The sequence below is a fragment of the Streptomyces sp. NBC_00258 genome, from assembly GCF_036182465.1.
GTDB lineage: Bacteria > Actinomycetota > Actinomycetes > Streptomycetales > Streptomycetaceae > Streptomyces.
In genome coordinates this window covers 9,881,371-9,903,740 of record NZ_CP108081.1, presented here as the reverse complement: position 1 = coordinate 9,903,740, position 22,370 = coordinate 9,881,371, and the positions used below count along the sequence as shown (strand labels likewise).

General features: G+C 71.9%; 20 protein-coding genes and 1 riboswitch. Of the genes, 6 read left to right on the top strand and 14 right to left on the bottom strand.

Features of this window, described 5'->3' with window-relative positions:
• Nucleotides 1-42: 42 nt before the first annotated feature.
• Nucleotides 43-549, top strand: coding sequence for an Lrp/AsnC family transcriptional regulator (locus OG718_RS44095; RefSeq protein ID WP_143644223.1), 507 nt, complete (start codon nucleotides 43-45; stop codon nucleotides 547-549).
• A gap of 73 nt (nucleotides 550-622) precedes the next feature.
• Entirely contained in the window at nucleotides 623-2,314 is a 1,692-nt protein-coding gene (locus tag OG718_RS44090; protein ID WP_328846790.1) for a DUF885 domain-containing protein, read from the top strand.
• 128 nt (nucleotides 2,315-2,442) lie between these two features.
• Here the strand turns inward: OG718_RS44090 and OG718_RS44085 are convergent, their stop codons facing one another.
• The 3 genes from OG718_RS44085 to OG718_RS44075 form a co-directional block, all read right to left on the bottom strand.
• Nucleotides 2,443-3,291, bottom strand: coding sequence for an SDR family oxidoreductase (locus OG718_RS44085; protein WP_328846789.1), 849 nt, complete (start codon nucleotides 3,289-3,291; stop codon nucleotides 2,443-2,445).
• 213 nt (nucleotides 3,292-3,504) lie between these two features.
• Nucleotides 3,505-4,020, bottom strand: a complete 516-nt coding sequence (locus tag OG718_RS44080; RefSeq protein WP_143644220.1) for an immunity 21 family protein — start codon at nucleotides 4,018-4,020, stop codon at nucleotides 3,505-3,507.
• Between the two features lie 110 nt (nucleotides 4,021-4,130).
• Nucleotides 4,131-4,649, bottom strand: coding sequence for a rhodanese-like domain-containing protein (locus tag OG718_RS44075; RefSeq protein ID WP_143644219.1), 519 nt, complete (start codon nucleotides 4,647-4,649; stop codon nucleotides 4,131-4,133).
• 177 nt (nucleotides 4,650-4,826) lie between these two features.
• On the opposite strand from OG718_RS44075, the gene OG718_RS44070 reads away from it, so the two are divergent.
• Complete coding sequence (locus OG718_RS44070; protein ID WP_143644218.1) at nucleotides 4,827-5,273, top strand: Lrp/AsnC family transcriptional regulator; 447 nt, start codon at nucleotides 4,827-4,829, stop codon at nucleotides 5,271-5,273.
• A gap of 48 nt (nucleotides 5,274-5,321) precedes the next feature.
• Here OG718_RS44070 and OG718_RS44065 read toward each other — a convergent pair whose 3' ends face one another.
• The 9 genes from OG718_RS44065 to OG718_RS44025 form a co-directional block, all read right to left on the bottom strand.
• Entirely contained in the window at nucleotides 5,322-8,309 is a 2,988-nt protein-coding gene (locus OG718_RS44065; RefSeq protein ID WP_328846788.1) for an SMC family ATPase, read from the bottom strand.
• Nucleotides 8,306-9,469, bottom strand: a complete 1,164-nt coding sequence (locus OG718_RS44060) for an exonuclease SbcCD subunit D (RefSeq protein WP_143644216.1) — start codon at nucleotides 9,467-9,469, stop codon at nucleotides 8,306-8,308. Before OG718_RS44060 ends, OG718_RS44065 begins: the two co-directional genes overlap by 4 nt.
• Before the next feature lie 202 nt (nucleotides 9,470-9,671).
• Entirely contained in the window at nucleotides 9,672-10,637 is a 966-nt protein-coding gene (locus OG718_RS44055) for a GNAT family N-acetyltransferase (protein ID WP_328846787.1), read from the bottom strand.
• Between the two features lie 179 nt (nucleotides 10,638-10,816).
• On the bottom strand, nucleotides 10,817-11,443 hold the full coding sequence (locus OG718_RS44050) for a YigZ family protein (protein WP_143644214.1): 627 nt from the start codon (nucleotides 11,441-11,443) through the stop codon (nucleotides 10,817-10,819).
• An 84-nt stretch (nucleotides 11,444-11,527) separates the two neighbouring features.
• The gene (locus OG718_RS44045) at nucleotides 11,528-12,085 is read right to left on the bottom strand and encodes a SixA phosphatase family protein (protein WP_328846786.1); all 558 of its coding nucleotides are present in this window, start codon (nucleotides 12,083-12,085) and stop codon (nucleotides 11,528-11,530) included.
• A complete protein-coding gene (locus tag OG718_RS44040; RefSeq protein WP_328846785.1) occupies nucleotides 12,082-12,888 on the bottom strand; it encodes a hypothetical protein in 807 nt (268 codons plus the stop codon). The genes OG718_RS44045 and OG718_RS44040 overlap by 4 nt, the downstream gene beginning before the upstream one ends.
• A 93-nt stretch (nucleotides 12,889-12,981) precedes the next feature.
• Nucleotides 12,982-13,872, bottom strand: a complete 891-nt coding sequence (locus OG718_RS44035; RefSeq protein WP_328846784.1) for an ABC transporter ATP-binding protein — start codon at nucleotides 13,870-13,872, stop codon at nucleotides 12,982-12,984.
• Nucleotides 13,872-14,885 carry a FecCD family ABC transporter permease gene (locus OG718_RS44030; RefSeq protein ID WP_143644210.1) on the bottom strand — a complete coding sequence of 338 codons (1,014 nt, stop codon included), beginning with the start codon at nucleotides 14,883-14,885 and terminating at the stop codon, nucleotides 13,872-13,874. The genes OG718_RS44035 and OG718_RS44030 overlap by 1 nt, the downstream gene beginning before the upstream one ends.
• Entirely contained in the window at nucleotides 14,882-15,907 is a 1,026-nt protein-coding gene (locus OG718_RS44025; protein ID WP_328846783.1) for an ABC transporter substrate-binding protein, read from the bottom strand. The genes OG718_RS44030 and OG718_RS44025 overlap by 4 nt, the downstream gene beginning before the upstream one ends.
• A gap of 67 nt (nucleotides 15,908-15,974) precedes the next feature.
• Nucleotides 15,975-16,161, bottom strand: a riboswitch (cobalamin riboswitch).
• Between the two features lie 173 nt (nucleotides 16,162-16,334).
• Here OG718_RS44025 and OG718_RS44020 point away from each other — a divergent pair.
• From OG718_RS44020 to OG718_RS44010, 3 genes are all read left to right on the top strand, one after another.
• The gene (locus tag OG718_RS44020) at nucleotides 16,335-18,287 is read left to right on the top strand and encodes a TIGR03767 family metallophosphoesterase (protein ID WP_443055254.1); all 1,953 of its coding nucleotides are present in this window, start codon (nucleotides 16,335-16,337) and stop codon (nucleotides 18,285-18,287) included.
• Between the two features lie 138 nt (nucleotides 18,288-18,425).
• Complete coding sequence (locus OG718_RS44015; RefSeq protein ID WP_143644207.1) at nucleotides 18,426-18,833, top strand: CoA-binding protein; 408 nt, start codon at nucleotides 18,426-18,428, stop codon at nucleotides 18,831-18,833.
• A gap of 250 nt (nucleotides 18,834-19,083) precedes the next feature.
• On the top strand, nucleotides 19,084-20,220 hold the full coding sequence (locus OG718_RS44010; protein WP_328846782.1) for a PQQ-dependent sugar dehydrogenase: 1,137 nt from the start codon (nucleotides 19,084-19,086) through the stop codon (nucleotides 20,218-20,220).
• Between the two features lie 90 nt (nucleotides 20,221-20,310).
• Here the strand turns inward: OG718_RS44010 and OG718_RS44005 are convergent, their stop codons facing one another.
• Together OG718_RS44005 and OG718_RS44000 are read right to left on the bottom strand one after the other, a co-directional pair.
• Nucleotides 20,311-21,192 carry an MHYT domain-containing protein gene (locus OG718_RS44005; RefSeq protein WP_328846781.1) on the bottom strand — a complete coding sequence of 294 codons (882 nt, stop codon included), beginning with the start codon at nucleotides 21,190-21,192 and terminating at the stop codon, nucleotides 20,311-20,313.
• Between the two features lie 235 nt (nucleotides 21,193-21,427).
• Nucleotides 21,428-22,225: a VOC family protein gene (locus tag OG718_RS44000; RefSeq protein WP_328846780.1), complete on the bottom strand. Its 798-nt coding sequence runs from the start codon at nucleotides 22,223-22,225 to the stop codon at nucleotides 21,428-21,430.
• Nucleotides 22,226-22,370: the final 145 nt, after the last annotated feature.

The following is a 22,370-nucleotide window of genomic DNA, read 5'->3' as shown; positions in this document are numbered from 1 at the left end:
AGGACGGGTGATTGACGCAGTCGTCCGTGTTACGTTCGGGCCATGGCCGAATCCGTCGTACTGGACCCGGTGGATCTTCATCTTCTGCGGTTGCTGCAGAACGACGCCCGGACCACCTACCGCGACCTCGCCGCACAGGTGGGTGTCGCGCCCTCGACGTGTCTGGACCGGGTGACCCGTCTGCGCCGGGCCGGCATCATCCTGGGGCATCAGCTGCGGCTCGATCCGGCCAAGCTGGGGCGCGGCCTGGAGGCGTTGCTGTCCGTACAGGTCAGGCCGCACCGGCGGGAGTTGGTCGGCCCGTTCGTGGAGCGGATCAGGGCGCTGCCCGAGTCCCGGACCGTGTTCCACCTCACCGGGCCCGACGACTATCTCGTCCATGTCGCCGTCGCGGACATGGCGGATCTGCAGCGGCTGGTCCTCGACGGCTTCACCGCACACCGCGAGGTGGCCCGCGTCGAGACCCGGCTGATCTTCCAGCAGTGGGACTGCGGGCCCCTGCTGCCCCCCGAGTCTGCGGGGATCACGCCCACGGCGAAATCGGGCTGACATCGGGCCGACGCGGCACAAGGCCCGGTAAACCGGGCTGACGCACCGGCCGTCCCCGTATGAGGATGGCCGCATGTCACAGACGAAGAACCCGCTGCCCCGCGAGGTCGCCGACGCCTACGTCGACGAGCTCATCGCCCTAGACCCGGTCACCGGAACGTATCTCGGCGTGAAGGAGAGTTCGGGCTCGTTGCCCGACACCTCGCCCGCCGGCCAGGACGCGCTCGCGGCACTCGCGCGGGCCACACTGGCGCGGCTCGACGAGGCGGAGCGGCAGCCCGGCGCGGACAGTGACATCGAGCGCCGCTGCGCACGCCTGCTCCGCGAGCGGCTCACCGCCGAACTCGGCGTGCACGAGGCCGAGGAGGGCCTGCGGGCCGTCGGCAACATGAGCACGGCCGCGCACGCGGTGCGCGAGGTGTTCACGGTGACGCCCACGGACACGGACGAGGACTGGGCCGCCGTCGCCCGGCGGCTGCGTGCCGTGCCGACCGCCCTCGACGGCTACCGCGAGTCCCTCTCCCTCGGCCTGGAGCGCAAGCTGTACGCGGGCCCGCGCCCCACCGCGACGTTCATCGAGCAGCTCACGGAGTGGTCTTACACCGACGGTTCGGGCCGCGGCTGGTTCGAGGACTTCGCCTCGGCCGGCCCGGAGACCCTGCGCGCGGAACTCGACGCGGCCGCCGGAGCGGCGACCGCCGCCGTCGTCGCCCTGCGCGACTGGATGCGCGACGTCTACGCGCCCGCGATCGAGGGCGCGCCGAACACCGTGGGCCGCGAGCGGTACGCGCGCTGGTCGCGCTACTTCAACGGCACTGATCTCGATCTGGACGAGGCGTACGCGTACGGCTGGGCCGAGTACCACCGGCTCCTCGCCGAGATGAAGAAGGAGGCCGAGAAGGTCCTGCCCGGCGCCGCGACCCCGTGGGTGGCGCTCGCGCACCTGGACGAGCACGGCAGGCACATCGAGGGCGTCGACGAGGTCCGCGAGTGGCTGCAGAGCCTGATGGACCAGGCGATCGAGGAACTGGACGGCACACACTTCGAACTCGCCGAGCGGGTACGGAAGGTGGAGTCCCGCATCGCCCCGCCGGGCAGCGCCGCGGCCCCGTACTACACGGCACCGTCGGAGGACTTCTCGCGTCCCGGCCGTACGTGGCTGCCGACGATGGGACAGACCCGCTTCCCGGTGTACGACCTGGTGTCGACCTGGTACCACGAGGGCGTCCCGGGCCATCACCTCCAGCTCGCGCAGTGGGCGCACGTCGCGGGCGACCTGTCCCGCTACCAGGCCACCGTGGGCGGGGTCAGCGCGAACGCCGAGGGCTGGGCGCTCTACGCGGAGCGGCTGATGGACGAACTCGGCTACCTCAAGGACGCGGAGGAACGCCTCGGCTACCTGGACGCCCAGATGATGCGTGCGGCCCGCGTCATCGTCGACATCGGCATGCACCTGGAACTGGAGATCCCGGCGGAATCGCCCTTCCACCCGGGCGAGCGCTGGACTCCCGAGCTGGCGCAGGAGTTCTTCGGCGCGCACAGCAGCCGTCCGGCGGACTTCGTGGAGAGCGAGCTGACCCGCTACCTCTCCATCCCCGGCCAGGCCATCGGCTACAAGCTCGGCGAGCGCGCCTGGCTGCTGGGCCGTGAGAACGCGCGGAAGCGCCACGGCGACGCGTTCGACGCGAAGGCCTGGCACATGGCTGCCCTGTCCCAGGGTTCACTGGGCCTGGACGACCTGGTGGACGAGCTGTCCCAGCTCTGACGGGGACGGCGGCCGGGCTCAGCGCAACGCAGTTGAACTCGTTGCAAAGAGCCCGGCCGCCGGACCGCATGTCGACGGTTCTCACATCCACGAACCGCATGCCGACGAACTACATCTCCACGAACCCCTCAGCGCCGGAACCCGCCCTCCGAGTCGATCACCTGCCCGGTGACCCACTCGGCCTCGTCCGTCGAGAGCCAGGCGATGAGCCGCGCGGGGTCGTCCGGCTTTCCCCAGCGCCCGGCAGGGAACATCGCGGCCACGGTCTCGTACGCGTCTCCCGTCATGTAGTCCGTGTCGACGGGGCCGGGGTTGACGGTGTTCACGGTTACGGCGTGCTCGGCGAGCGTGGTCGCCAGCGAGCGGGTGACCGAGGCGAGGGCGCCCTTCTGCAGGGCATAGGCGATCTCGTCAGGCATGCCGCCCGCGATGTCCTGACCCGACGTCATCATCACCACGCGCCCACCCGCCGTACGCGGTGGCAGAGCGGCGCGCAGCCGGGCGTAGGCCTGGACGAGGAGGATCACGGAACGGGTGTCGACGGCCCAGTGCGAGTCGAGCATCGGGGCGTCGATCGTGTCGAGCGGGCCGTCCGAGCCGCTGAGCGCGTGGTTGGCGACGAGGATGTCGATCCGTCCGCCGAGCGCGTCGGCCGCTGTGGCGATCAGTTCGGCCGGGGCCGCCGGGTCGGAGAGATCGCCCGGCCCTTCGACGACCCGCGCCTCGGGGTCGGCGAGCGCCTCGCGGATCCCGGCGGCCACGTCCTCGGGGCGGTCCGCACCCCAGGGCATGTCGGCGTCGTGCGGTACGTGGTGATGCGCGTACACACTCGCGCCGTACGCGGCCAGCCGTCGGGCCACGGCATGGCCGATCCCGCCGCGTCGGCTGGCCCCGGTGACAAGGGCGGTGCGCCCACGCAGCGGGAGAGGGTCGCGGCGCAGGGCTTCGGGTGTGGGAGAAGGGAGTTGGGGTGGCATGGCGGACCATGATGGGCGGCGCCGATGCGCGCCGCATGTCATTTTTCGCAGCGGGCGGCGCGATCCGGCTCACGCAGGCTGGACGATTCGGCTCGCGTAAGCGGCTGCGAGCGGGCTGCCAGGCAGGGAGCCCGGACACCACGCCCGCCTTCGCCCGCCCCTCGACCGGCGCAGGTCGCAGGCCCGCCCTCAATCACTGGGCGAGGCCATGCGTCACTGCCCGAGCGGCCTCAGTTGCACGAGCCCGATCCACGTCTCGGGCCCCGGCTCCGCATGCGCCGCCCGCACCGCGTACCGCCCCGGCGCGAGCTCGATCCGCAGATGGCCCGTCTTCGTCGACTCCTCACCCGGCCACGCCGCGTCGAACAGCACCACGGGCCCGGGGATCTCCCACCGCACCTCCCGTTCCCACGCCGCGCCCGCGAGGGCGGCCGGAACCCCGGCCAGCAGCTCCCGCTCGGACTCCCCGGCACACCACCGTACGAAGGTGCCGTGCTCCGGCAGATACGCCGTCGCGGCCGGATCGTCGCCGAGGACGAGGGCGGTGGTGTTGCCGACGGGCAGCAGGCCGACGAAGCCCTCCACCTCGCACGCTCTGTCGTAGTCGGAGGCGAGCTCGTCGCCGTCGGCCCCCGTCCAGAACGGCAGCACCACTTCCGGTATCGCTATGAGCGGTCCACCGCCCGACTCCACCCACTCGACCGAACTGGGACCCGCGTAACTCGCCATGCCCAGAAGTTACATGGCGCGGCGACCCAGAATTGACGATTCCTTTGCACTCCGGGCGAGGTGATACACGACTGAGTCCGAACGACATCTCGACAGCGGCGGTAGGGCGGTCAGCAGCCGCAGTCCTCCGCGCCGGCCGGGGCGGTCAACGGGTCGGCGGTGCGCCGCTCGTGGCCCTCCCAGGTCTCGAACTCGAAGCCCTCGCGCACCCAGTACTCGAAGCCGCCGAGCATCTCCTTGACCTGGAAGCCGAGTTCGGCGAGAGCGAGGGCGGCACGGGTCGCGCCGTTGCAGCCCGGACCCCAGCAGTACGTGACCACCGGCACGGCCCTGTCGAGGAGTTGCTCCGCCTGCTCGGGGACGAGCGCGGTGGGCAGGTGGATGGCGCCGGGCACATGCCCCTGGTCCCAGGACTCCGTGGAACGGGAGTCGAGTACGACGAAGCCGGGGTCGCCGTCGGCCGCCAGCGCGGCGGCGACGTCGGACACGTCGGCGTGGAAGGCGAGGCTCGCACCGAAGTAGGCGGCAGCCGCGGCGGGCGACGCGGGGGCGACTCGCAGAACGGGGTTCGCGGCGGCGTTCCCGGCGGTGGCGCTGGTGCCGCCTGTGGTGGTGCTGGTCGCGGTCATGGTCCGGCCTTCCCTTCCGGTCCCGCCGACGCCGTCGTACGACGGCCAGGTGCCTTCTCCGCACCGTCTGCACGGAACTCCATGGCCAGAAATCTACGGCCGGAGGTCCGCTTCCTGAAGGAGCGATCCACGGCCTCACACTTGATCCGCCGGGGATTCCCCTGCTATTTCTCGACCATGACCGCGTATTCCCCGGACGCCACCGACTGGCGCATTCTCGAAGTCCTCCAGCGCGAGGGCCGGGCCAGTTTCGCCGAGCTGGCCCGCGCCGTCTCGATGTCCGCGAGCGCGGTAACCGAGCGCGTGCGCCGCCTGGAGGAGGCGGGCGTCATCCAGGGCTACGCGGCGGTCGTGGACCCGGAGAGCCTGGGTCTGCCGATCCTGGCCTTCGTGCGGCTACGCTATCCGAACGGCAACTACAAGCCGTTCCACGACCTCGTCGCCGCGACCCCCGAGATCCTGGAGGCGCACCACGTCACGGGCGACGACTGCTTCGTCATCAAGGTCGCGACCCGCTCGATGAGCCATCTGGAAGAGGTCTCGGGCAAGATCGGCACACTCGGCTCGGTGACGACGAGCGTCGTGTACTCGTCTCCCCTGCCGCGACGCCCCGTCGGCCGCTGAGAGCGACGACCACGCAACCCGCAAACCCACAGCCACGCGAGCGGGCGGTCAGCCGCCCCCCTGCCGGACAACAGACCCCGACCGCCCCTTCACCACCTCGAGTTGCGCATGGATCCGGCGTCGCAGATCGGCGACGTGGCTGACGATGCCGACGCTGCGGTCCCGCTCGCGCAGTGAGTCGAGGACGTCGAGGACCTCGTCGAGGGTCTGGTCGTCGAGGCTGCCGAAGCCCTCGTCGATGAAGAGGGTGTCGAGGCGTACGCCCCCGGCCTCGTCGGTGACCACGTCGGCGAGGCCCAGCGCGAGGGCGAGGGAGGCGAAGAACGTCTCGCCGCCTGAGAGGGTCGCCGTGTCGCGCTCGCGGCCGGTCCACGCGTCGACGACGTGCAGGCCGAGGCCGCTGCGGCCCCGACCGGCCCGGTCGTCGGAGTGGACGAGGGTGTAGCGCCCCGAGGACATGCGTTGGAGGCGCATCGTCGCGGCGGCCGCGACCTGCTCCAGCCGGGCGGCGAGGACGTAGGACTCCAGGCGCATCTTGCGTTCGTTGTCCGCGGAGGTGCCGGCCGTGAGCGTGGCGAGGCGGGCGACACGGTCGTACTCCTCGCGCAGCGGCCCCAGTCGGCGCACAGAACCGCCCGCCCGATGGGTCAGCCTGTCGAGTTCCGTGCAGCGCCGGCCGGCCGCGTCATGGGCGGAGGCAGCCTCGCGCACCCGTCGGCCGGCGGTGGAGGCCGCCAGCTCGGCCGCCTGGAGATCGGCGGGCGGCTGCCCGGCGGCGGCCACCGTCTCGGCCTCGGCGAGCACCGCGCGGACTGCCGCCTCTTCCTGCTGCCAGGCGTCGAGCCGGTGCTGGAGGTCGCGATGGGCCGCGTCGTCGAGGAGGGCGGCCGCGGCGGCCTGCGGTGTGTCGAACCCGGCGCGGAAGGCCGCGTCGGCGAGTCGCGCGTCGGCGTCCTTCAGTCGCTGGGCGGTGTCCGCGGCGACACGTGCGGCGTCCGCGGCCTCGGTGAGCAGCGCGACCTGCCGCTCCAACTGCGCGGACCGCGCGGCGACGCTGCCCGCCGAGCCCCGGGCCTGCGTCAACTCCCCTTCCAGGGAGGCTCGTTCGCGATCGAGCGCGTCCCGAAGCGAGGCACGGGACGCGACCCGGCGAGCGGCCTCCTGCTGGGCGGCGAGTCGCCGTTCGCGCTCGCGCTCGGCCTGTTCCAGGGCTTCACGGGCCGCGTGCAGCCCGGAAGCGGCGCCGTGCGCCTCGGCGTGTCGTCGCTCCAACTCCTCGGCCAGTTCGGCGAGTTGCCCGGTGGGCAGGTCCCCCGCCTCGGCCGTCGCGGCGGCCAGCGCCTCGCGGACGACGCCGAGCCGCCGCTCCTCCTCGGTGCGCTGTTCATCGGCCCGCTGGTACGCGGCCAGCGCGGTCTCCTCGGCCTGCTGGTCGACGTGTCCGTCGACCTTCCGGGCGGGAGCCGGGTGTTCGGTGGCGCCACAGACAGCGCACGCTTCGCCGTCCACCAGGCCCGCGGCGAGCTCCGCGGCGATGCCCTTCAGGCGCTGTTCCTTGAGGTCCAGCCAGTGGGATCGTGCTTCCGTGGCGCGCTCGCGGGCGGCGAGCACGCGCGCGTGGGCCTCGTCCGTGTCCCCGGCGAGCTGGTCGCGCATCCGGGCGGCCGCGAGGCGCGCCTGCGCCGGCTCGCGCTGGACGGCGAGCTGTTCGGCACGGGTGGCGGCCTCCTGCGCCGACTCGATGCGCGTCTGCAGGTCCGCCCGGTTCGCGTCCCACACGGCGAGCCAGGTCTCGGCCTCGTGCAGCACGTCCTCGTCGGCGCGCTCCTGCCGGTCCAACCCTTCGCGTTCGTCGGTGAGTTCGGCGATCCGGTGCTCGGCGCGGCGGGCCGACTCCAGCCCGCCGAGCTCCTCGGCGGCCTTTCGCGCCGCGGCCGCGAGGCCCGTCGCCCCCGCGTCGGCGAAGGTCTCCGGCAGAAGGGCACGCGCGCTCGTCTCGGTATCGGCCGCCCGCCGGTGCTCGGTCTCCGTCGCGTCCCGCAGCCCGAGCGCGGGCGCCACCGCCTCCGCCTTGCGGGCCCGCTCCATGCGCACCCGGGCGTCCCGGTGGGCCCCGGACCGCTCCTCCAGCCGGACGGCCCGCTCCCGCGCCTCGGCGAACCGGCGCTGGAGCCGCGCCACTTCCCGTACGTCCTCCAGTACGTGATGCGCGGCGGCCTGGGCCGACTCGGCGGCCGCCTGTGCGCAGTGGGCGACCGTGAACCACTCGCGGGCCGTGCTTCTGGCGATCGCCGCCCACTCCAGTACGGACTCGGCGAGCCCCGGGTCTCCTGGCGACAGGTCGGGCAGCGGCAGCTCCACGATGTTCCCGGCCGCCTGCTGCATACGGTGGCCTTCGGCCAGCAACTCCGCGTCCCCCGCGCGGACTTGGGTCTCGGCGGCGCGTCGGAGCTCGGCCAGTCGCTGTTCGACGGCGGCGAAGCGGCGGGTGTCGAAGAGCCGGCCGAGGAGCTTGCCGCGGGCCTCGGCGTCGGCCCGCAGGAAGCGCGCGAAGTCGCCCTGGGGCAGCAGCACGACCTGGCAGAACTGCTCGCGGCTCATGCCGAGCAGCTGGGTGATCTCCTCGCCGATCTCCTGGTGGGAGCGGCTGAGATCCTTCCAGGAACCCGCCGACGCGTCGTACTCGCGCAGCCAGCTCTGTGCCTTCTCGGTCGTCGTACCGGCGCCGCGCTTCTTGGGGCGCTCCCAGGGCGGCTGCCGGGTGAGCTCCAACCGGCGTCCGGCCACGGTGAGTTCGAGGGTCACCTCGGTGCGGGTGGCGGCCAGGGCGTGGTCGCTGCGCAGGGAACCGCCCTGGCGGGCGCCCGGCACGGACCCGTACAGCGCGAAGCAGACGGCGTCCAGGACGGACGTCTTGCCCGCGCCCGTCGGCCCGTGCAGCAGGAAGACCCCGGCGGCCGACAGGTCGTCGAAGTCGACCTCCTGGGCGCCGCCGAACGGCCCGAAGGCGGTGATGTGCAGCCGGTGCAGCCTCATCGGGCGACCTCACGGACCGTGTCGTCGGCGCGGACGGTGTCGAACACGTCCTGGAGCACGGCCTGTTCGCGCGCGTCGGGTCCGGCGCCCCGCACATGGGCCACGAAGTCCTCCGCGATCTCCTGGTCGCTGCGGCCGGCCAGCCGCCGGGCGTACGAGACGTCGGGGTCGTCCGGCGCCCGCTCGGGTTCGAAGACGAGGCTGAGCGTGTGCGGGAAGCGCTCCGAGAGCCGGGCCATGGGGTCGGCGGGGCGCACCGGGTCGGTGAGGGTGGCCTCGACCCACGCCTCCTCGTGCGGAGCGAGGTCCGGGTCGACGAGCAGGTCCTCCAGGTACCCCCGGATACGGGCGAGGGTGCGCGGCACCGGGCAGTCCAGGCGCTCGGCCCCGACCGAGCCGTCGGCTCCCAGGTCGACGAGCCACATGGTCTTGCGGTGGTCGGTCTCCGAGAAGGAGTACGGGAGCGGCGATCCCGAGTAGCGCACGCGCTCGGTGATGGTCTGGCTGCCGTGCAGATGCCCGAGCGCGGCGTAGTCGACCCCGTCGAAGACTCCGGCGGGGACGGCGGCGACTCCGCCGACGGTGATGTCCCGCTCGCTGTCGCTGGCCTCGCCGCCGGTGACGAAGGCATGGGCGAGGACGACGGAGCGGGTGCCACGTGCGCGCGTGGCGAGGTCGGCGCGGACCCGGTCCATGGCGGCGGCGAGCACGGCCTCGTGGCCCGCCTTCTCCACGCCGAACTGGTCCTTCACCAGCGCCGGTTCCAGATACGGCAGTCCGTAGAAGGCCACATCACCGGACTCGTCCTCCAGGACCACGGGTGTGCCGCACGCCGAGGGGTCGGTCCGCAGATGGATGCCCGCGCGGTCGATGAGCCCGGCGCCGACCCCGAGGCGACGTGCCGAGTCGTGGTTCCCGGAGATCATCACCGTGGGCACGCCGAGGTCCGCCAGCCGGTGCAGGGCCTCGTCGAAGAGCTCGACCGCGGCCAGCGGGGGCACCGCCCTGTCGTACACGTCTCCCGACACGACGACCGCGTCCACGTCGCGCTCGCGCACGGTCGTGACGAGGTGGCCGATGAACTCGGCCTGGGCACCGAGCATGTTCACCCGGTGGAACGCCCGGCCCAGATGCCAGTCGGAAGTGTGCAGAATTCTCAAGACGCCGCTCCGACCCGCATGCTTCCCCCTACTTCGCCCCTGGACTCGCCACCGAACCGGCACGGTCCTCGCTCTCAGCACCGACCACGCTAACGCCTGTGAGTACCTGAGCCATCACGGACCTCAGTCTGCCACCGGCATCCGGGGTCGGACGGCCGTCGACGTCTGCCGTGATCCGGAGGGTTGCGTGGCCGAGCCACCGCTACAGGGGCCGTACGTACCCGATCCAGGTGTGCCGGGTGCGGAAACCGCTCCGCTCGTACAGGCCCAGGGCGCCGGTGGCGTTGGCGCTGTCCACATTGAGGCCGGCCCTGCGACAGCCCTGCTCCTGAACGGCCCGCAGACAGGTGGTGAGCAGCGCGGTGGCCACGCCGGTGCCGCGCCAGGCCGGCCGAGTGCCGAGCCTGTCGATCCAGCATTCGCGGATACCGGTCATCGCGGTCTCGGCGTCGTACTCGTGGCTGAGGAGGTAGCCGGCGACCTCGCCCCCGTCCAGCGCCAGGAACGACGCGTCGGGCCGGAACGACCGGGCGCCGGTGCTCTGGTGACGCCACCGGTCCGGGGTGCTCGGGGTGTGACCCCAGTGGTCGAGGAACGCTTCGTTGTGCGCCGACCGGGTCGCGTCGTCGTACGCCGCGGTGAAGGGCACGACGCGCAGCCCGCCCGTCGGGGTCGTCGCCGGGATCGACTCGCCGTCCAGCGGCCGGCGCATGTCGAAGAACCAGCGCCGCGCCTCGAACCCGGCTTGCTGGTACAGGACGCGTTTGGCGGTGTTCGGTGCGTGGAGCTGGATGTGCGCCTCGCCCGGGAGGTCCGGAAACCGCTCGCGATGCCGCTCCGTCGCCCGGGTCACCAGCCACTTCACCAGGTCGGTGCCCACGCCTCGGCCGCGCGTGTCGGGTCGCACCGCCCCCTCGACGTACACCCGGTGCACATCGGTCGCGTCGGGCAACGCCATCGCCTTGGCGTACCCGATCAGCTCGCCACCGGACCAGACACCCACGGAATCGCGGGCCAGTTCCACGTGCGGGTTACCCAGTTCCTCGGCGAGGTCCTCGGCATCGTAGTGCTCGTCGGTACCGTCGGCCGCCTCCACCGCGGCGAACAACTCGGCCAGGGCCGGGGCGTCGTCCAGCACAAGTGGCCGCCAGGCCGGCGTCGCGTTCATGGAACGGCACGATAGGCGTCACCGGGGCCGCACACACCTCAATTTCGAGGCCTGCCGTACGGGTCCGGCAGACCGCGGAAGGGGCCCGGCTCTCGTGCCGGACCTGGAGCATGGACATCGCCGTCTCGTGCCGGATGACGTCGGCGGGCGGACAGGCGGGCGGCAGCTGTGCGCCGGCCCTATCCGTCCCCGTACGCCTCTCCGCCAAGTTCGAAGCCGGCGGTCCCCGCCGTGACGTCGGCCAGCCATCCGCGGAAGGCCTCGACATCGGCGTCCGGCAGCCCGATCTCGATGGTGACGGCCTCTCCGTAGCGCACGTCGCGCACCTCGCGTCCGGTCGACCGCAGGTCGTTCTCCACCTTGCCCGCGCGCTGGTGGTCGACCGTCACCGTGGCCAGACGAAAGCGTTTACGCGTGATCGTGCCGAGGGTGTCCAGGGCCTCGCCCACCGCGCCGCCGTAGGCCCGGATGAGTCCGCCCGCGCCGAGCTTGACGCCTCCGTAGTAGCGGGTGACGACCGCGACGACGTACCGCATGTCGCGCCGAAGCAGCATCTGGAGCATCGGGACGCCCGCCGTGCCGCCCGGTTCCCCGTCGTCGCTCGCCTTCTGGACGGAGGCGTCGGCGCCGATGACGTACGCGAAGCAGTTGTGCGTCGCGTCGGCGTGCTCCTTGCGGACGGCGGCGAGGAAGGCCTGGGCCTCCTGTTCGGTGGCCGCCGGCGCCAGTGCGCAGAGGAAGCGGGAGCGGTTGATCTCGGTCTCGTGCACGCCTGCGCGGGCCACCGTGCGGTACTCGTCCTGCATCGGGCCAGCGTATGCGCTGCACGCGGGCGGGGGTCGCCTCCCCTACCGCCCCGACCCCTGCTCCCGGCTCCCCCGGCCCTGCCCCTACCTCTGGCCCTGCCCCGGCTTCTGTCCGCGCGGCACGATCATGTCGGTGAGCAGTGCCGTGCCGGGGCCGAGGGAGCCCCAGTCGTCGCCGTGCCGGACGAGGACCGCAATCGCCGACGTGGGGAACTTCGTCGGTACGTCGTCCATCGCGTCGTCGACGCTGTCGCCGGCCAGGGTGAGCACCAGCTCCTCCAGACCTGGGTTGTGCCCGACCAGCAGCAACGTCTTGGTGTGTGCGGACACTTCGCGCACCGCTTCGAGCAGCTCGGGAACGTCGGCCCCGTACAACCGCGGATCGTGGCGTACGGGAGGCGGCGTGCCCCACTGTCCGGCCGTCAGCTCCCAGGTCTGCCGGGCGCGTACGGCGGTGGAGCAGAGCGCCAGGTCGGGCAGGCAGTCGATGTCGGCCAGCGCGCGTCCGGCGGCCGGGGCGTCGCGGCGCCCGCGCGGGGCGAGCGGCCGCTCGTGGTCGGGGACGCCGTCCGGCCAGGCCGACTTGGCGTGCCGCAGCACGACCAGGCGGCGCAGCGGGCCCGCTCCGGCGCGCGCGATCACGACGGGGTCTCGCGGCCGATGTCACGGGTGAGTTCGAGCCCGAGGAGCCGGTCCGCGTAGGCGTACGTCTCGAAGCGGGCGCCGTCCGGGACCGTCCCCGACGTCTCCACCTTGCGCAGCACAGCGAGTACGGCGGGCACGTCCAGGTCGTCCTCCCAGGCGGCGCGCAGCTGTTGGCGTACCGGGTCGGGGATGGGGCCGGACGGTCGGGTCGCCCAGGTGGCGACGGCGCCTCGCCAGCGCCGCAGGGTGTCCTCGGCGTCCGCGAGGGCTGCCTCGTCGAGCCGGAGGGGTTCGCGGCGGGGGCACGCGAGCAGGGCGAGGCGGAGGGCCGAGGCGCGCTCGTCGTCGTCAGCCACTCCACTCTCGGCGTCGGCCGGGGCGACCTCGACCTGCAGACCGCTCGCCGCCTCGCCTTTCCCGGCCACGTCGTTCACGGCCATGTCGAGCCCGGCCTCGTCGGTGCCGGACGCACCGTCCGCCGTCCCGGTTTCCGTGGCGCGCACACGCAGTACCTGGGCCTCGCCGAGGCCTGATCCGCTGTCGCGCTCGTCCTCGAAGGGCCGGATGCCGAGCGCCGCGGCGCGGGCGCGGAGTTCCGCACGCCCTTCCGTGCCGGTCAGTACGGTCCAGACGGGCGTCCCGCTGATCTCCAGGGCGCGTACGAGGACGTCGGCCACCAGGAGCACGCGCAGGCCCGTGGTGTCGGGGCGCGGCACATGGGCCTCGACGCGGGTCAGGCCCCGGCGGGCGGGGGTCGCGTCGGTGGGCTCGCCGGTTCGGGCGTCGGTGATACGCAGCACGGGGTGAGCGTAGGCGCGTACGGGGCCCTGCGCAGGGAGGCGGACGTCATTTCCGGACACGTGTTCGCGAATCACCGGTGCGGCCAGCACGATTCACCGGTGCGCCGGAGAACCCACGGTCCCCAGGAAGCGCACGTGCGGCCGGTCGTCGGGGCCGTCCCGTGTGACGGAGGCCCGGACCCCGTACACCTCGGCGATGAGGTCTTCCGTGAGGATGTCGCCCGGACTGCCGCAGGCCACTACGTGCCCCTCGCGCAGGACGACGAGCTGGTCGCAGTACATCGCCGCGAGGTTGAGGTCGTGCAGTGCGACGACGCTGGTGACCGGGAGTGAGGTGACGAGGTTCAGCAGGTCGAGCTGATGCTGGATGTCCAGGTGGTTGGTCGGCTCGTCCAGGAGCAGTTCGCGGGGTTCCTGGGCCAGTGCGCGGGCGATCTGCACGCGCTGACGCTCGCCGCCGGAGAGGGTGTGCCAGGACTGACGGGCGAGTCCGGTGAGGCCGGTGCGGTCCAGCGCTTCGCGTACGGCCTGCTCGTCCGCCTCGGACGCGGGGGTCCAGGCGCGGCGATGAGGTGTACGGCCGAGCCGTACGACGTCCAGGACGCTCAACTCGACCTGGGTGTCCGTCTGTTGCTCGACCACGGCGACACGGCGGGCGATGTCGCGGCGACCCAGTTCGGCGAGAGGGCTGCCGTCGAGAGTGACGACACCGGAGGCCGGAGCGAGGACGCCGGCAAGCAGGCGCAAGAGGGTGGACTTGCCGGAGCCGTTCGGGCCGAGAAGTCCGACGGTGGTGCCGGGGGCCGGGGTGATGCTGACGCCGTCGAGGATGACACGGCCGTCGGCGGTGCGCGTCACTCGGTGGGCGCGGAGGCCCTCCCCCGGTGTCGACCGTGCGTCCTCGGATCCCGGCGCCGCGTGTGCGTCCTCGGTTCCCGGTGTCACCCGCGTGTGCTCGGTGTTCTTGATGTCCTCCGCCGTCATCACGCCCTCCGCGTCCGGTACAGCACGAGCACGAACACCGGTACGCCGATCAGCGAGGTCACCACGCCCACCGGCACCTCCTGGGGATCCAGGACGGTGCGGGCCAGGGTGTCCACCCACACCAGGAACACCGCTCCGGCGAGGGCGGTGACGGGCAGCAGCCTGGCGTGCCCGGACCCCACCAACGCCCTTGCGGCATGCGGCAGTACTAGGCCGACGAAGCCGATCGCGCCCGCCGAGCTGACGAGTGCGGCGGTCAGCAACGCCGTGGCACACAGCAGCACCAGTCGCGTACGGGCCACGGAGACCCCGAGCGTCGCGGCGGCGTCCTGGCCGAAGGCGAACGCGTCGAGCGTCCGCGCGTACCCGAGGCACACCAGCAGGGTCACCGCGAGCACCGCGAAGCACACCCAGACATCGGTCCAGCCGACCCCGCTCAGCGAACCGAGCAGCCAGAACAGCACCCCGCGGGTGGTCTCGGCGTCGGCGGCGGTCATCACGACGAAGGAGGTGAGCGCGGAGAAGAGCTGCATGGCGGCGACCCCGCTCAGCACCACACGGTCCGTCGCCCCGCCCAGCGTGTGGCTGAGCAGCAGCACGAGCCCGAACGACAGCACCGCGCCGAGGAACGCGCCCGCGGAGACGGAGACCAGCCCTCCGCCGATACCGAGGACGACCACGATCACGGCGCCTGTCGAGGCGCCCGAGGACACCCCGAGGACGAACGGGTCGGCGAGCGGGTTGCGCAGCAGGGACTGCATCACCGCACCGCACACGGCGAGTCCGGCCCCGCACACGGCCGCCAGGAGCGTGCGCGGCAGCCGCAGCTCCCAGACGATCCCGTCCCGGATCGGGGTCAACTCCGAGCTGCCCCAGCCGAGATGGGACGCGACCACGGACCAGACGTCGCCGACCCGGATGTCCGCGGGACCGATGGTGATCGCGAAGGCGACGGACACGAGGAGCAGGGCGACGCCCGCGGCGATGAGCAGTCCCAGACGCGGCCGTGTCACCCGGCGAGCCCGAACTCCCGCAGGGCGGAGGCGACTTGCTCGACGCCCTCGACCGTGCGGATGGTCGGGTTCATCGCCTGCCCGCTGAGCAGGACGTACCGCTTCTTCTTGACGGCGGTCATGTTCCTGGTGACCGGGTCGGACTCCAGGAACTCGATCTTCTTCTTCGCGGACTCGGCGGTCTGCGACTTGCGCGTCAGATCGCCGATGACGAGCACGTCGGGGTCGCGGTCGGCGACGGTCTCCCAGTTGATCTGGGGCCACTCCTCGTGCGTGTCGTCGAAGACGTTCTTCGCGCCGAGGGTCCGGGTGATGACGCCGGGCGCACCACAACAGCCCGCCATGTAGGGCGAGTCGGAGTTGGCGAACCAGTACAGGAGGGTGACGTCGGAGGCGTCGATCCCCGAAGTGGCCTTCTTCATCCGCTGTTTGAGATCGGCGACGAGTTGCTCGCCCCGCTTCTCGACGCCGAACACCTCGGCCAGGTCGCGCACTTCGCCGTAGATGGCGTCGATGCCGAGGGCCTTCTTCCGCGCGCCGTCGCCGCCCGAGGCGTTGTCCTTGCCGACGCAGTCGGAGGGCGAGACGTAAGCGGGCACACCGAGCTTCTCGAACTGCTCCCGGGTGGCCACGCCGCCCTTGCCGAGTGTCGACACGAACGAGGCGGCGACGAAGTCGGGATCGGCGTCCAGGACCCGTTCGAAGGAGGGATTGTTGTCGGCGATCCGCTCCACCTTCGCGTTCGCCTTCGCCAGGCCCTTCATCACCGGGTCGGTCCAGGTGGCGGTACCCGCCATACGGTCCGCGAGGCCGAGCGAGAGCATGATCTCGGTGGTGCCCTGGTTCAGGGAGACCGCCCGCTCGGGCGGGGACTCGACGCGTACGGTCTGTCCGCAGTTGTCGAGAGTGACGGCGGCCTTGGAGTCCGTGTCGGAGGACGAGTCCCCCGAACCGCAGCCGGTCAGCAGGAGAGCTCCGGACAGGACGAGGGCAGCGGGGCGGGCAAGACGTGCGACAGGCACGGGAGTTCCTCAGGCGTCGAGGGCTCGAACGCGGAGCCCGGTCGTACGGTGCTCCCCCGTCGGCACGTGACCGCGGAGGCCGCCAGCAGGTCTTCGGACTCGGGGTCACCCGGACGAGGCGCCTTCCCGGACCGTCGTTCCGATCCAGTGGCCGATGCCACGCCCGTCACCCTCACCGCTGCGCGTCAGCTCCGGATTCCCACCGGATTCCCTGACCCACGTACATGGGTTCGACTGGCCTCGGCAAGCTATCACGGCGGATGTCGCGGACCGGCGGGCGGACCTGCAGTGCGGCGCCCCATCGGCCGCTCCACCTGTTCCGGCGGTGTTCACGGCCACGCCACACCCCGGCTCACACCCCCGCCCCTGCGGCCTGAATGAGTGGTTCCGCTAGTTGAGTCTCTCGGAGGCACCGGAGGGCCGCCCCATGACCGGGACCGAAACAGCGGGGACCGCATCCACTCCCCCGCCCTCGCCCACACCCGCTTCCCCATCCCTGCCCCCGTCCCCATCGCCGTCTCCGTCTCCGTCTCCGTCTCCGTCCGCATCCTCGATCAACCGTCGTCGCTTTCTACTCGCGTCCGGTGCCGTCGCCGCGGGAGCGACCGGAGGAGCGGCTGCCGTCTTCCCACGGCAGCGCCCGGCCCCCTCCGCGCAGGCCGCCGCGGCGAGTGCCGCCCCGCAGCCGCCCCTCGCCACCCGAGCTGCCCGACGGCCGGCGCGACGCGCGGCCCCGTACGCGGCGACCACCCTGGAGACGACGGCCCGCCTCGGCGGCCGCGCGCACACCGGCGCCTACCGACGGCTGGTCTCTGGCCCCGGATGGCCCGTGGTCGTACGCGGGGATCTCGCGCCTGCCGCCACCGGCCGCCAGGACCGGCGCACACCGCTCGCGTGCTTCGTGCAGTTCACCGACCTGCACCTCACGGACGTACAGAACCCGCTGCGCACCGAGTTCCTGCGGTCGCGCAAGCCCTCCGCGTGGCGGGCCCAGGAGGCGCTGACGGTGGCGGGGGCGGTGGCGCTCGTGGAGCAGGTGAACGCGCTCGGCGAGGGGCCGCACACCGGCCTCGCGCCCGGGTTCGTGATGACGACGGGCGACAACGTCGACAACAACTCCGCGATCGAACTGGAGTGGTTCCTCACGCTGATGAGCGGCGGCAGGATCACTCCGAACACCGGGGACCCGTCGGTCTACGAAGGCGTCCAGAGCTCCGGCCTGCCCCTCTACTGGCACCCGGACGACGCGGCCCTGCGCGACCTGGACAAGCGGCGCGGGCTGCCCCGCATACCCGGCTTCCTCGATGCCGCGATACGGCCCGTGACCAGCCCGGGGCTCGACATCCCGTGGTACTCCACGGTCGGCAACCACGACGACATACCCGGCGGCTGTCTGTCACCCGCGCTGGGCGACGTCGCCGTCGGCTCCCGCAAGCTGCTGTCCGTCCCGGCCACGGACGCGGCCGCCTACGCGAAGGCGCTGCAGACCGGCGACGACCCCAAGAGCGAGGTGCTCTCGGCGATCCTGAAGCGGCACGCCTCCTCGGCGCGGACGGTGACGTCCGACGAACGGCGCCGGCTGTGCACCCCGCACGACTACCTGGCCGCGCATCTCGACCCCGCCCACGCCGGGGCGGGCCCGGTCGGCCACGGCTACACGGAGAACAACCTGGACGGCGACCGGATGTACTACACGTTCCGGGTGGCCGAGAACGTCATCGGCATCAGCATCGACACGACGTACCGCAGCGGCCACTACGAGGGCTCGCTGGGCACCGATCAGCTCCGCTGGCTGGAACGGACGCTGGCCGCGCACAGCTCCCGGTCCTACGACGCCGACGGCCGCCTCGTACGCAACGCCGGGGCCGACGACGCCCATGTCCTGGTCTTCAGCCACCACCACAGTCCGAGCATGACCCGCCGCCCCGACGCAGCCCGCACCGAGGAGCCGCGGCACGACGGTGCGGAGGTCCTCGCCCTGCTCCACCGGTTCCCGAACGTGGTGGCCTGGATCAACGGCCACAGCCATGTCAACCGGATCACGCCCCACGCGCACCCCACGCCCGCCCGGTCCTTCTGGGAGATCAACACCGCCTCCCACCTGGACTATCCGCACCACGCCCGCGTGATCGAGCTGGCCGACAACGGGGACGGCACGGTGTCCCTGTTCACCACCCTCGTCGAGTCCGCCGCCCCGCACCGCACCGACCCGGACCTCGCCGACCTGTCCGCGGTGGGCCTCGCCTCCCTGTACCGGGAGCTGTCGTACAACGCCCCCGACCTGGCCACGGGCATGGCGGCCGGCGTCCACGAGGGCTGGGCCGGCGGTCCCGGCGACCGCAACGCGGAACTGCTGGTGGCCGCCTCCGCGTCGCGCTGAGGCCGTCGCACCGAGGCCACCGCCCCGGCCCGAGCCCGGTGGCAGCCTCGGCGCGAGACCGGTGGCGGGGGAATCACCGCGCCGCGCTCGCTGTTGTCGCGCGCAGCAGCCCTCGTACGCATCCCAAGGAGGCCGACCGTGTACGGCGACCCGGCAACGATCCGCAAGATCCTCAGCGAGTCCGGCGACACCTGGGCGATCGTCGGCCTGTCGTCGAACGATCGGCGCGCCGCCTACGGAGTGGCGGACGTCCTCCAGCGCTACGGCAAGCGCATAGTCCCGGTCCACCCGAAGGCGGAGACGGTCCACGGCGAGAAGGGGTACGCCTCACTGAAGGACATCCCCTTCGACGTCGATGTCGTGGACGTGTTCGTCAACAGCGACCTCGCCGGCCCGGTGGCCGACGAGGCGGTCGCCATCGGCGCCAAGGCCGTCTGGTTCCAGCTCGGCGTCATCGACGAGGCCGCATACGACCGCACCCGCGCGGCCGGCCTCGACATGGTCATGGACCGCTGCCCGGCGATCGAGATCCCACGCCTGGGCTGACGACGGCACGGCCGACGCGACGCACCGGTGGGTGCGGGATGTGAACCCACAGATGTGAACCCACAGCGGAACAGGGGCAGTTGGGCCGGTTATTGGTCTAGGCCAAACCACCCTGCCCCAGTATCCTCATCCGTGGCCAGCGGCACACAATCCCCCCACCCAGGTTGCGTGCTGGCTCGGGCGACACCCACACAACCCTGCCCCAGGCAGCCGGGTGACTTCCCCACTCCCCGCCTCATGGAGGGTCACGGTGAAAGTTCACACCCGAAGCACGGCGTTCATCGGCACCATCTGCCTCGTCGCATCCCTCGCGTTGACCACGGCCTCCGCCGACGAGCCCGCCGCCCCGCGTCAGGCGGCGAAGGTCGCGCTCAAGGAAGTGGCCACAGCCCAGAACCCGATCGCCGGCACCGCCGGGCCCGGTGGCACGGTCTGGATAGCCGAACGCGCAGGCACGGTACGTGTCCTGGACGACAAGGGGCTCGGCGAGCCCGTCCTCGACATATCCGGCGAGACCACCACCGACGGCGAACGCGGCCTGCTGGGCATCGCGTTCGACAAGAGGTTCGCGCACTTCTACATCTCGTTCACGAACCTCGAAGGCACCAGCACCGTGGACGAGTTCGCCGTGCGGCACGGCAAGATCCGGCCGAACACCCGGCGCACCGTCATCACCCAGACGCAGCCCTACCCGAACCACAACGGCGGTGACATCGGGTTCGGCCCCGACGGCTACCTCTACATCGCGCTCGGCGACGGCGGCTCGGGCGGAGACCCGCACGGCAACGGACAGAACCTCGACACGCTGCTCGGCAAGATGCTGCGGATCGACCCGAGGGGCGGCACGCCGTACGCGATCCCGCGGGACAACCCCTTCGTGAACGATCCGAACGCGAAGGACGAGATCTGGGCGTACGGGCTGCGCAACCCGTGGCGGTTCTCCTTCGACGCTCGCACCGGCGACCTGCTGATCGGCGACGTCGGCCAGAGCGACTGGGAGGAGATCGACTGGGCCCCTGCGAAGAGCAGGGGCGGCGAGAACTACGGCTGGTCCCGGATGGAGGGCACCCATCCGTTCCGGGGCGGAACGGAACCCGCGAACCACGTGCCGCCGGTCCACGAGTACGACCGCACCGGGCTGGGCTGCTCGGTGACCGGCGGATACGTCTACCGCGGCAAGGCGATCCCGGACCTCAAGGGGCAGTACGTGTTCAGCGACTACTGCGACGGCACCCTGCGCACTCTGCGGATGAAGAACGGGAAGGTGACCGGCGAGAGCGACCTCGGAGTCAACGGCGGCGAGGTCATCTCGTTCGTGCAGGACGGCGACGGCGAACTGTACGTGCTCGCCATCGGCGGCAGCGTCTCCCGCATCGACCCGGCGTGACCACCACTCACTGAGGCGGGCCGGCGCGGAAGCAGCAGTCACTGCCCGGCGGTCGAGAACCCTCGCCCGGGCCGCGGAGCCGGCGCACGCTCACCAGTTGCGCGGCGCCGGTGTCCCGTGCCCATACGCGCGCCGACCTGTCTCGGAGGGTGCCTCGAACAGGGAGCCGGGCTCTTCGGCCCAGCTCGCCTGGGGCGTGGGCGCACGCCGGCCGGCGACGGGTCGCCTCCAGTCGCCGTCCCCGAGGACCAGCATCGGGTCGAACATCACCACGACCCCCGCGAGCAGCAGGAAGAGGGCGGGGCCGAGGAGCATGGGGAGCAGGAGCGAGTAGGCGGAGCCGCCGTCGCCGGGTGAGCCGGTCGCGTCGTGGAGGTGCACGCTGACGGCCGCCATGCCCGTGTAGTGCATGCCGGAGACTGCGACGCCCATGACGAGGCTGGCACCCAGACTGGTCATGAAGCCGCGGATCGCGACCGCGGCCCAGAGCGCGGCGGTCGCGGCGACGATGGCGATCACGACGGAGAGGGCCACCGTGCGGACGTCGTACTGCAGGCTGCCGTTCACACGGATGGCAGCCATGCCTATGTAGTGCATGGCCGCGACCCCGATGCCCGTGAAGGTGCCCGCCATGAGGAGGGTCGCCGTATTCGCGCCGCGGTAGCCGACGGCGAAGACGCCCAGGCCGACGACGACAATCGCCACGGCGAGGCTGAGAATCGTCAGGCCGACGTCATAGCGAATACGGCTTTCCTCGACCTGGAATCCGATCATGGCGATGAAATGCATCGTCCATATTCCGCATCCGATCGATGCGGCTCCCAGCGCCAGCCAGCCCGGCTTCCACGACTGGTCGTTGCGCAGTGACCGGGTGATGCAACGCAGCCCCAGGGCCGCTCCCAGGCACGCCATGACGTAGGCCGCCAGGGGCGTGACCATCCCATAGCTGAATCCGTCGACAGTTCCTTGCATATGCCAACATCCCCCCGAAACACAAGTGTTGCGGGGGACAGGTCTACGCGTGGTGACACGGCGGAAGCAAGCGGTTTCGATCGATTCACGAATAACTCCGTGCCGCGTTCATCAATTCCGGCCACTGATGGGCTTTTTTCAGCCGGAGGCATTCATTCTGGTGGCGAGATCCCATCGTTCCGGCGGTCCGTCCAGTGCTCCGGTCGCGCGGTCCCGCCAGTCGGGCCTCGCGGCCTCAGCGCTCCTTCCGCGACGCCACCGTGAACTGCGCGCCGTCGGGGTCCCGCAGCACCGCCCCCTGCGAGGACGCACCCTCCTGGACCGTGCCTCCGTTGGCCAGCGCCGCACTCACGCACGCGTCGACGTCGTCGACCGCGAAGTGGACCTGCCAGTGCGGCCGGACCGTGGGATCGGGGGCCGCCTCCACCGCACCGGAGTGGATACGGGCCACCACGTCGCCGTCGCTGCGCAGCACGACCTCGTCGCCGTCGTAGTGGACCTCGATGCAGCCGGGCTCCGAGGTCGCCCACTCCAGGACCTCCCCGTAGAACATGGCGGCGTCGAAGGCGTTGCGCGTGTGCAGTCGCAGAAAGGCCGGGGCCGCCCGGCGCCAGGTCTCCCAGCCGGCGACGAGCTGGCCCTCCCAGATACCGAAGACGGCTCCGTCGCGGTCGGCCAGCAGGGCGGCACGGCCCGGCGGGAAGCCGATGGGCCCGACCGCCGTGGTGCCGCCGCGCTCCTGCCCCCGGGCGACGGCCTCGTCCGCGCTGTCCACGGCGAAGTACGGGGTCCAGGCGACGGCCATCTGCCACGTGGAGGCAACGGCGGCGATGCCCGCCACGGGCACCCCTTCCGCGTACGCGATCCGGAACCGGTCCATCAGCCTGGCCTCCCGGAAGCGCCAGCCGAGCACCGCCCGGTAGAAGTCCTCCGCGGCCTGCTGGTCGCGCGCCGTCAGGCTGACCCAGCACGGGGCACCGACCACCGCATGGCTGGAGATGACGTCGCTTCGGAGTGTTGCGTCGCGGTTCATGGCAGTACCGTCCTGAATCGGGCTGACCGGCGTGCGCGGACGTCCGACAACGTCGGAAGCACCCTCGGGGCCGTGGTTCCGTCACCTCCAGCATCACCCGCATCGGCGTCCCGCGCCCGGAGGCGGTTTCCGGCTCACGCCCCGA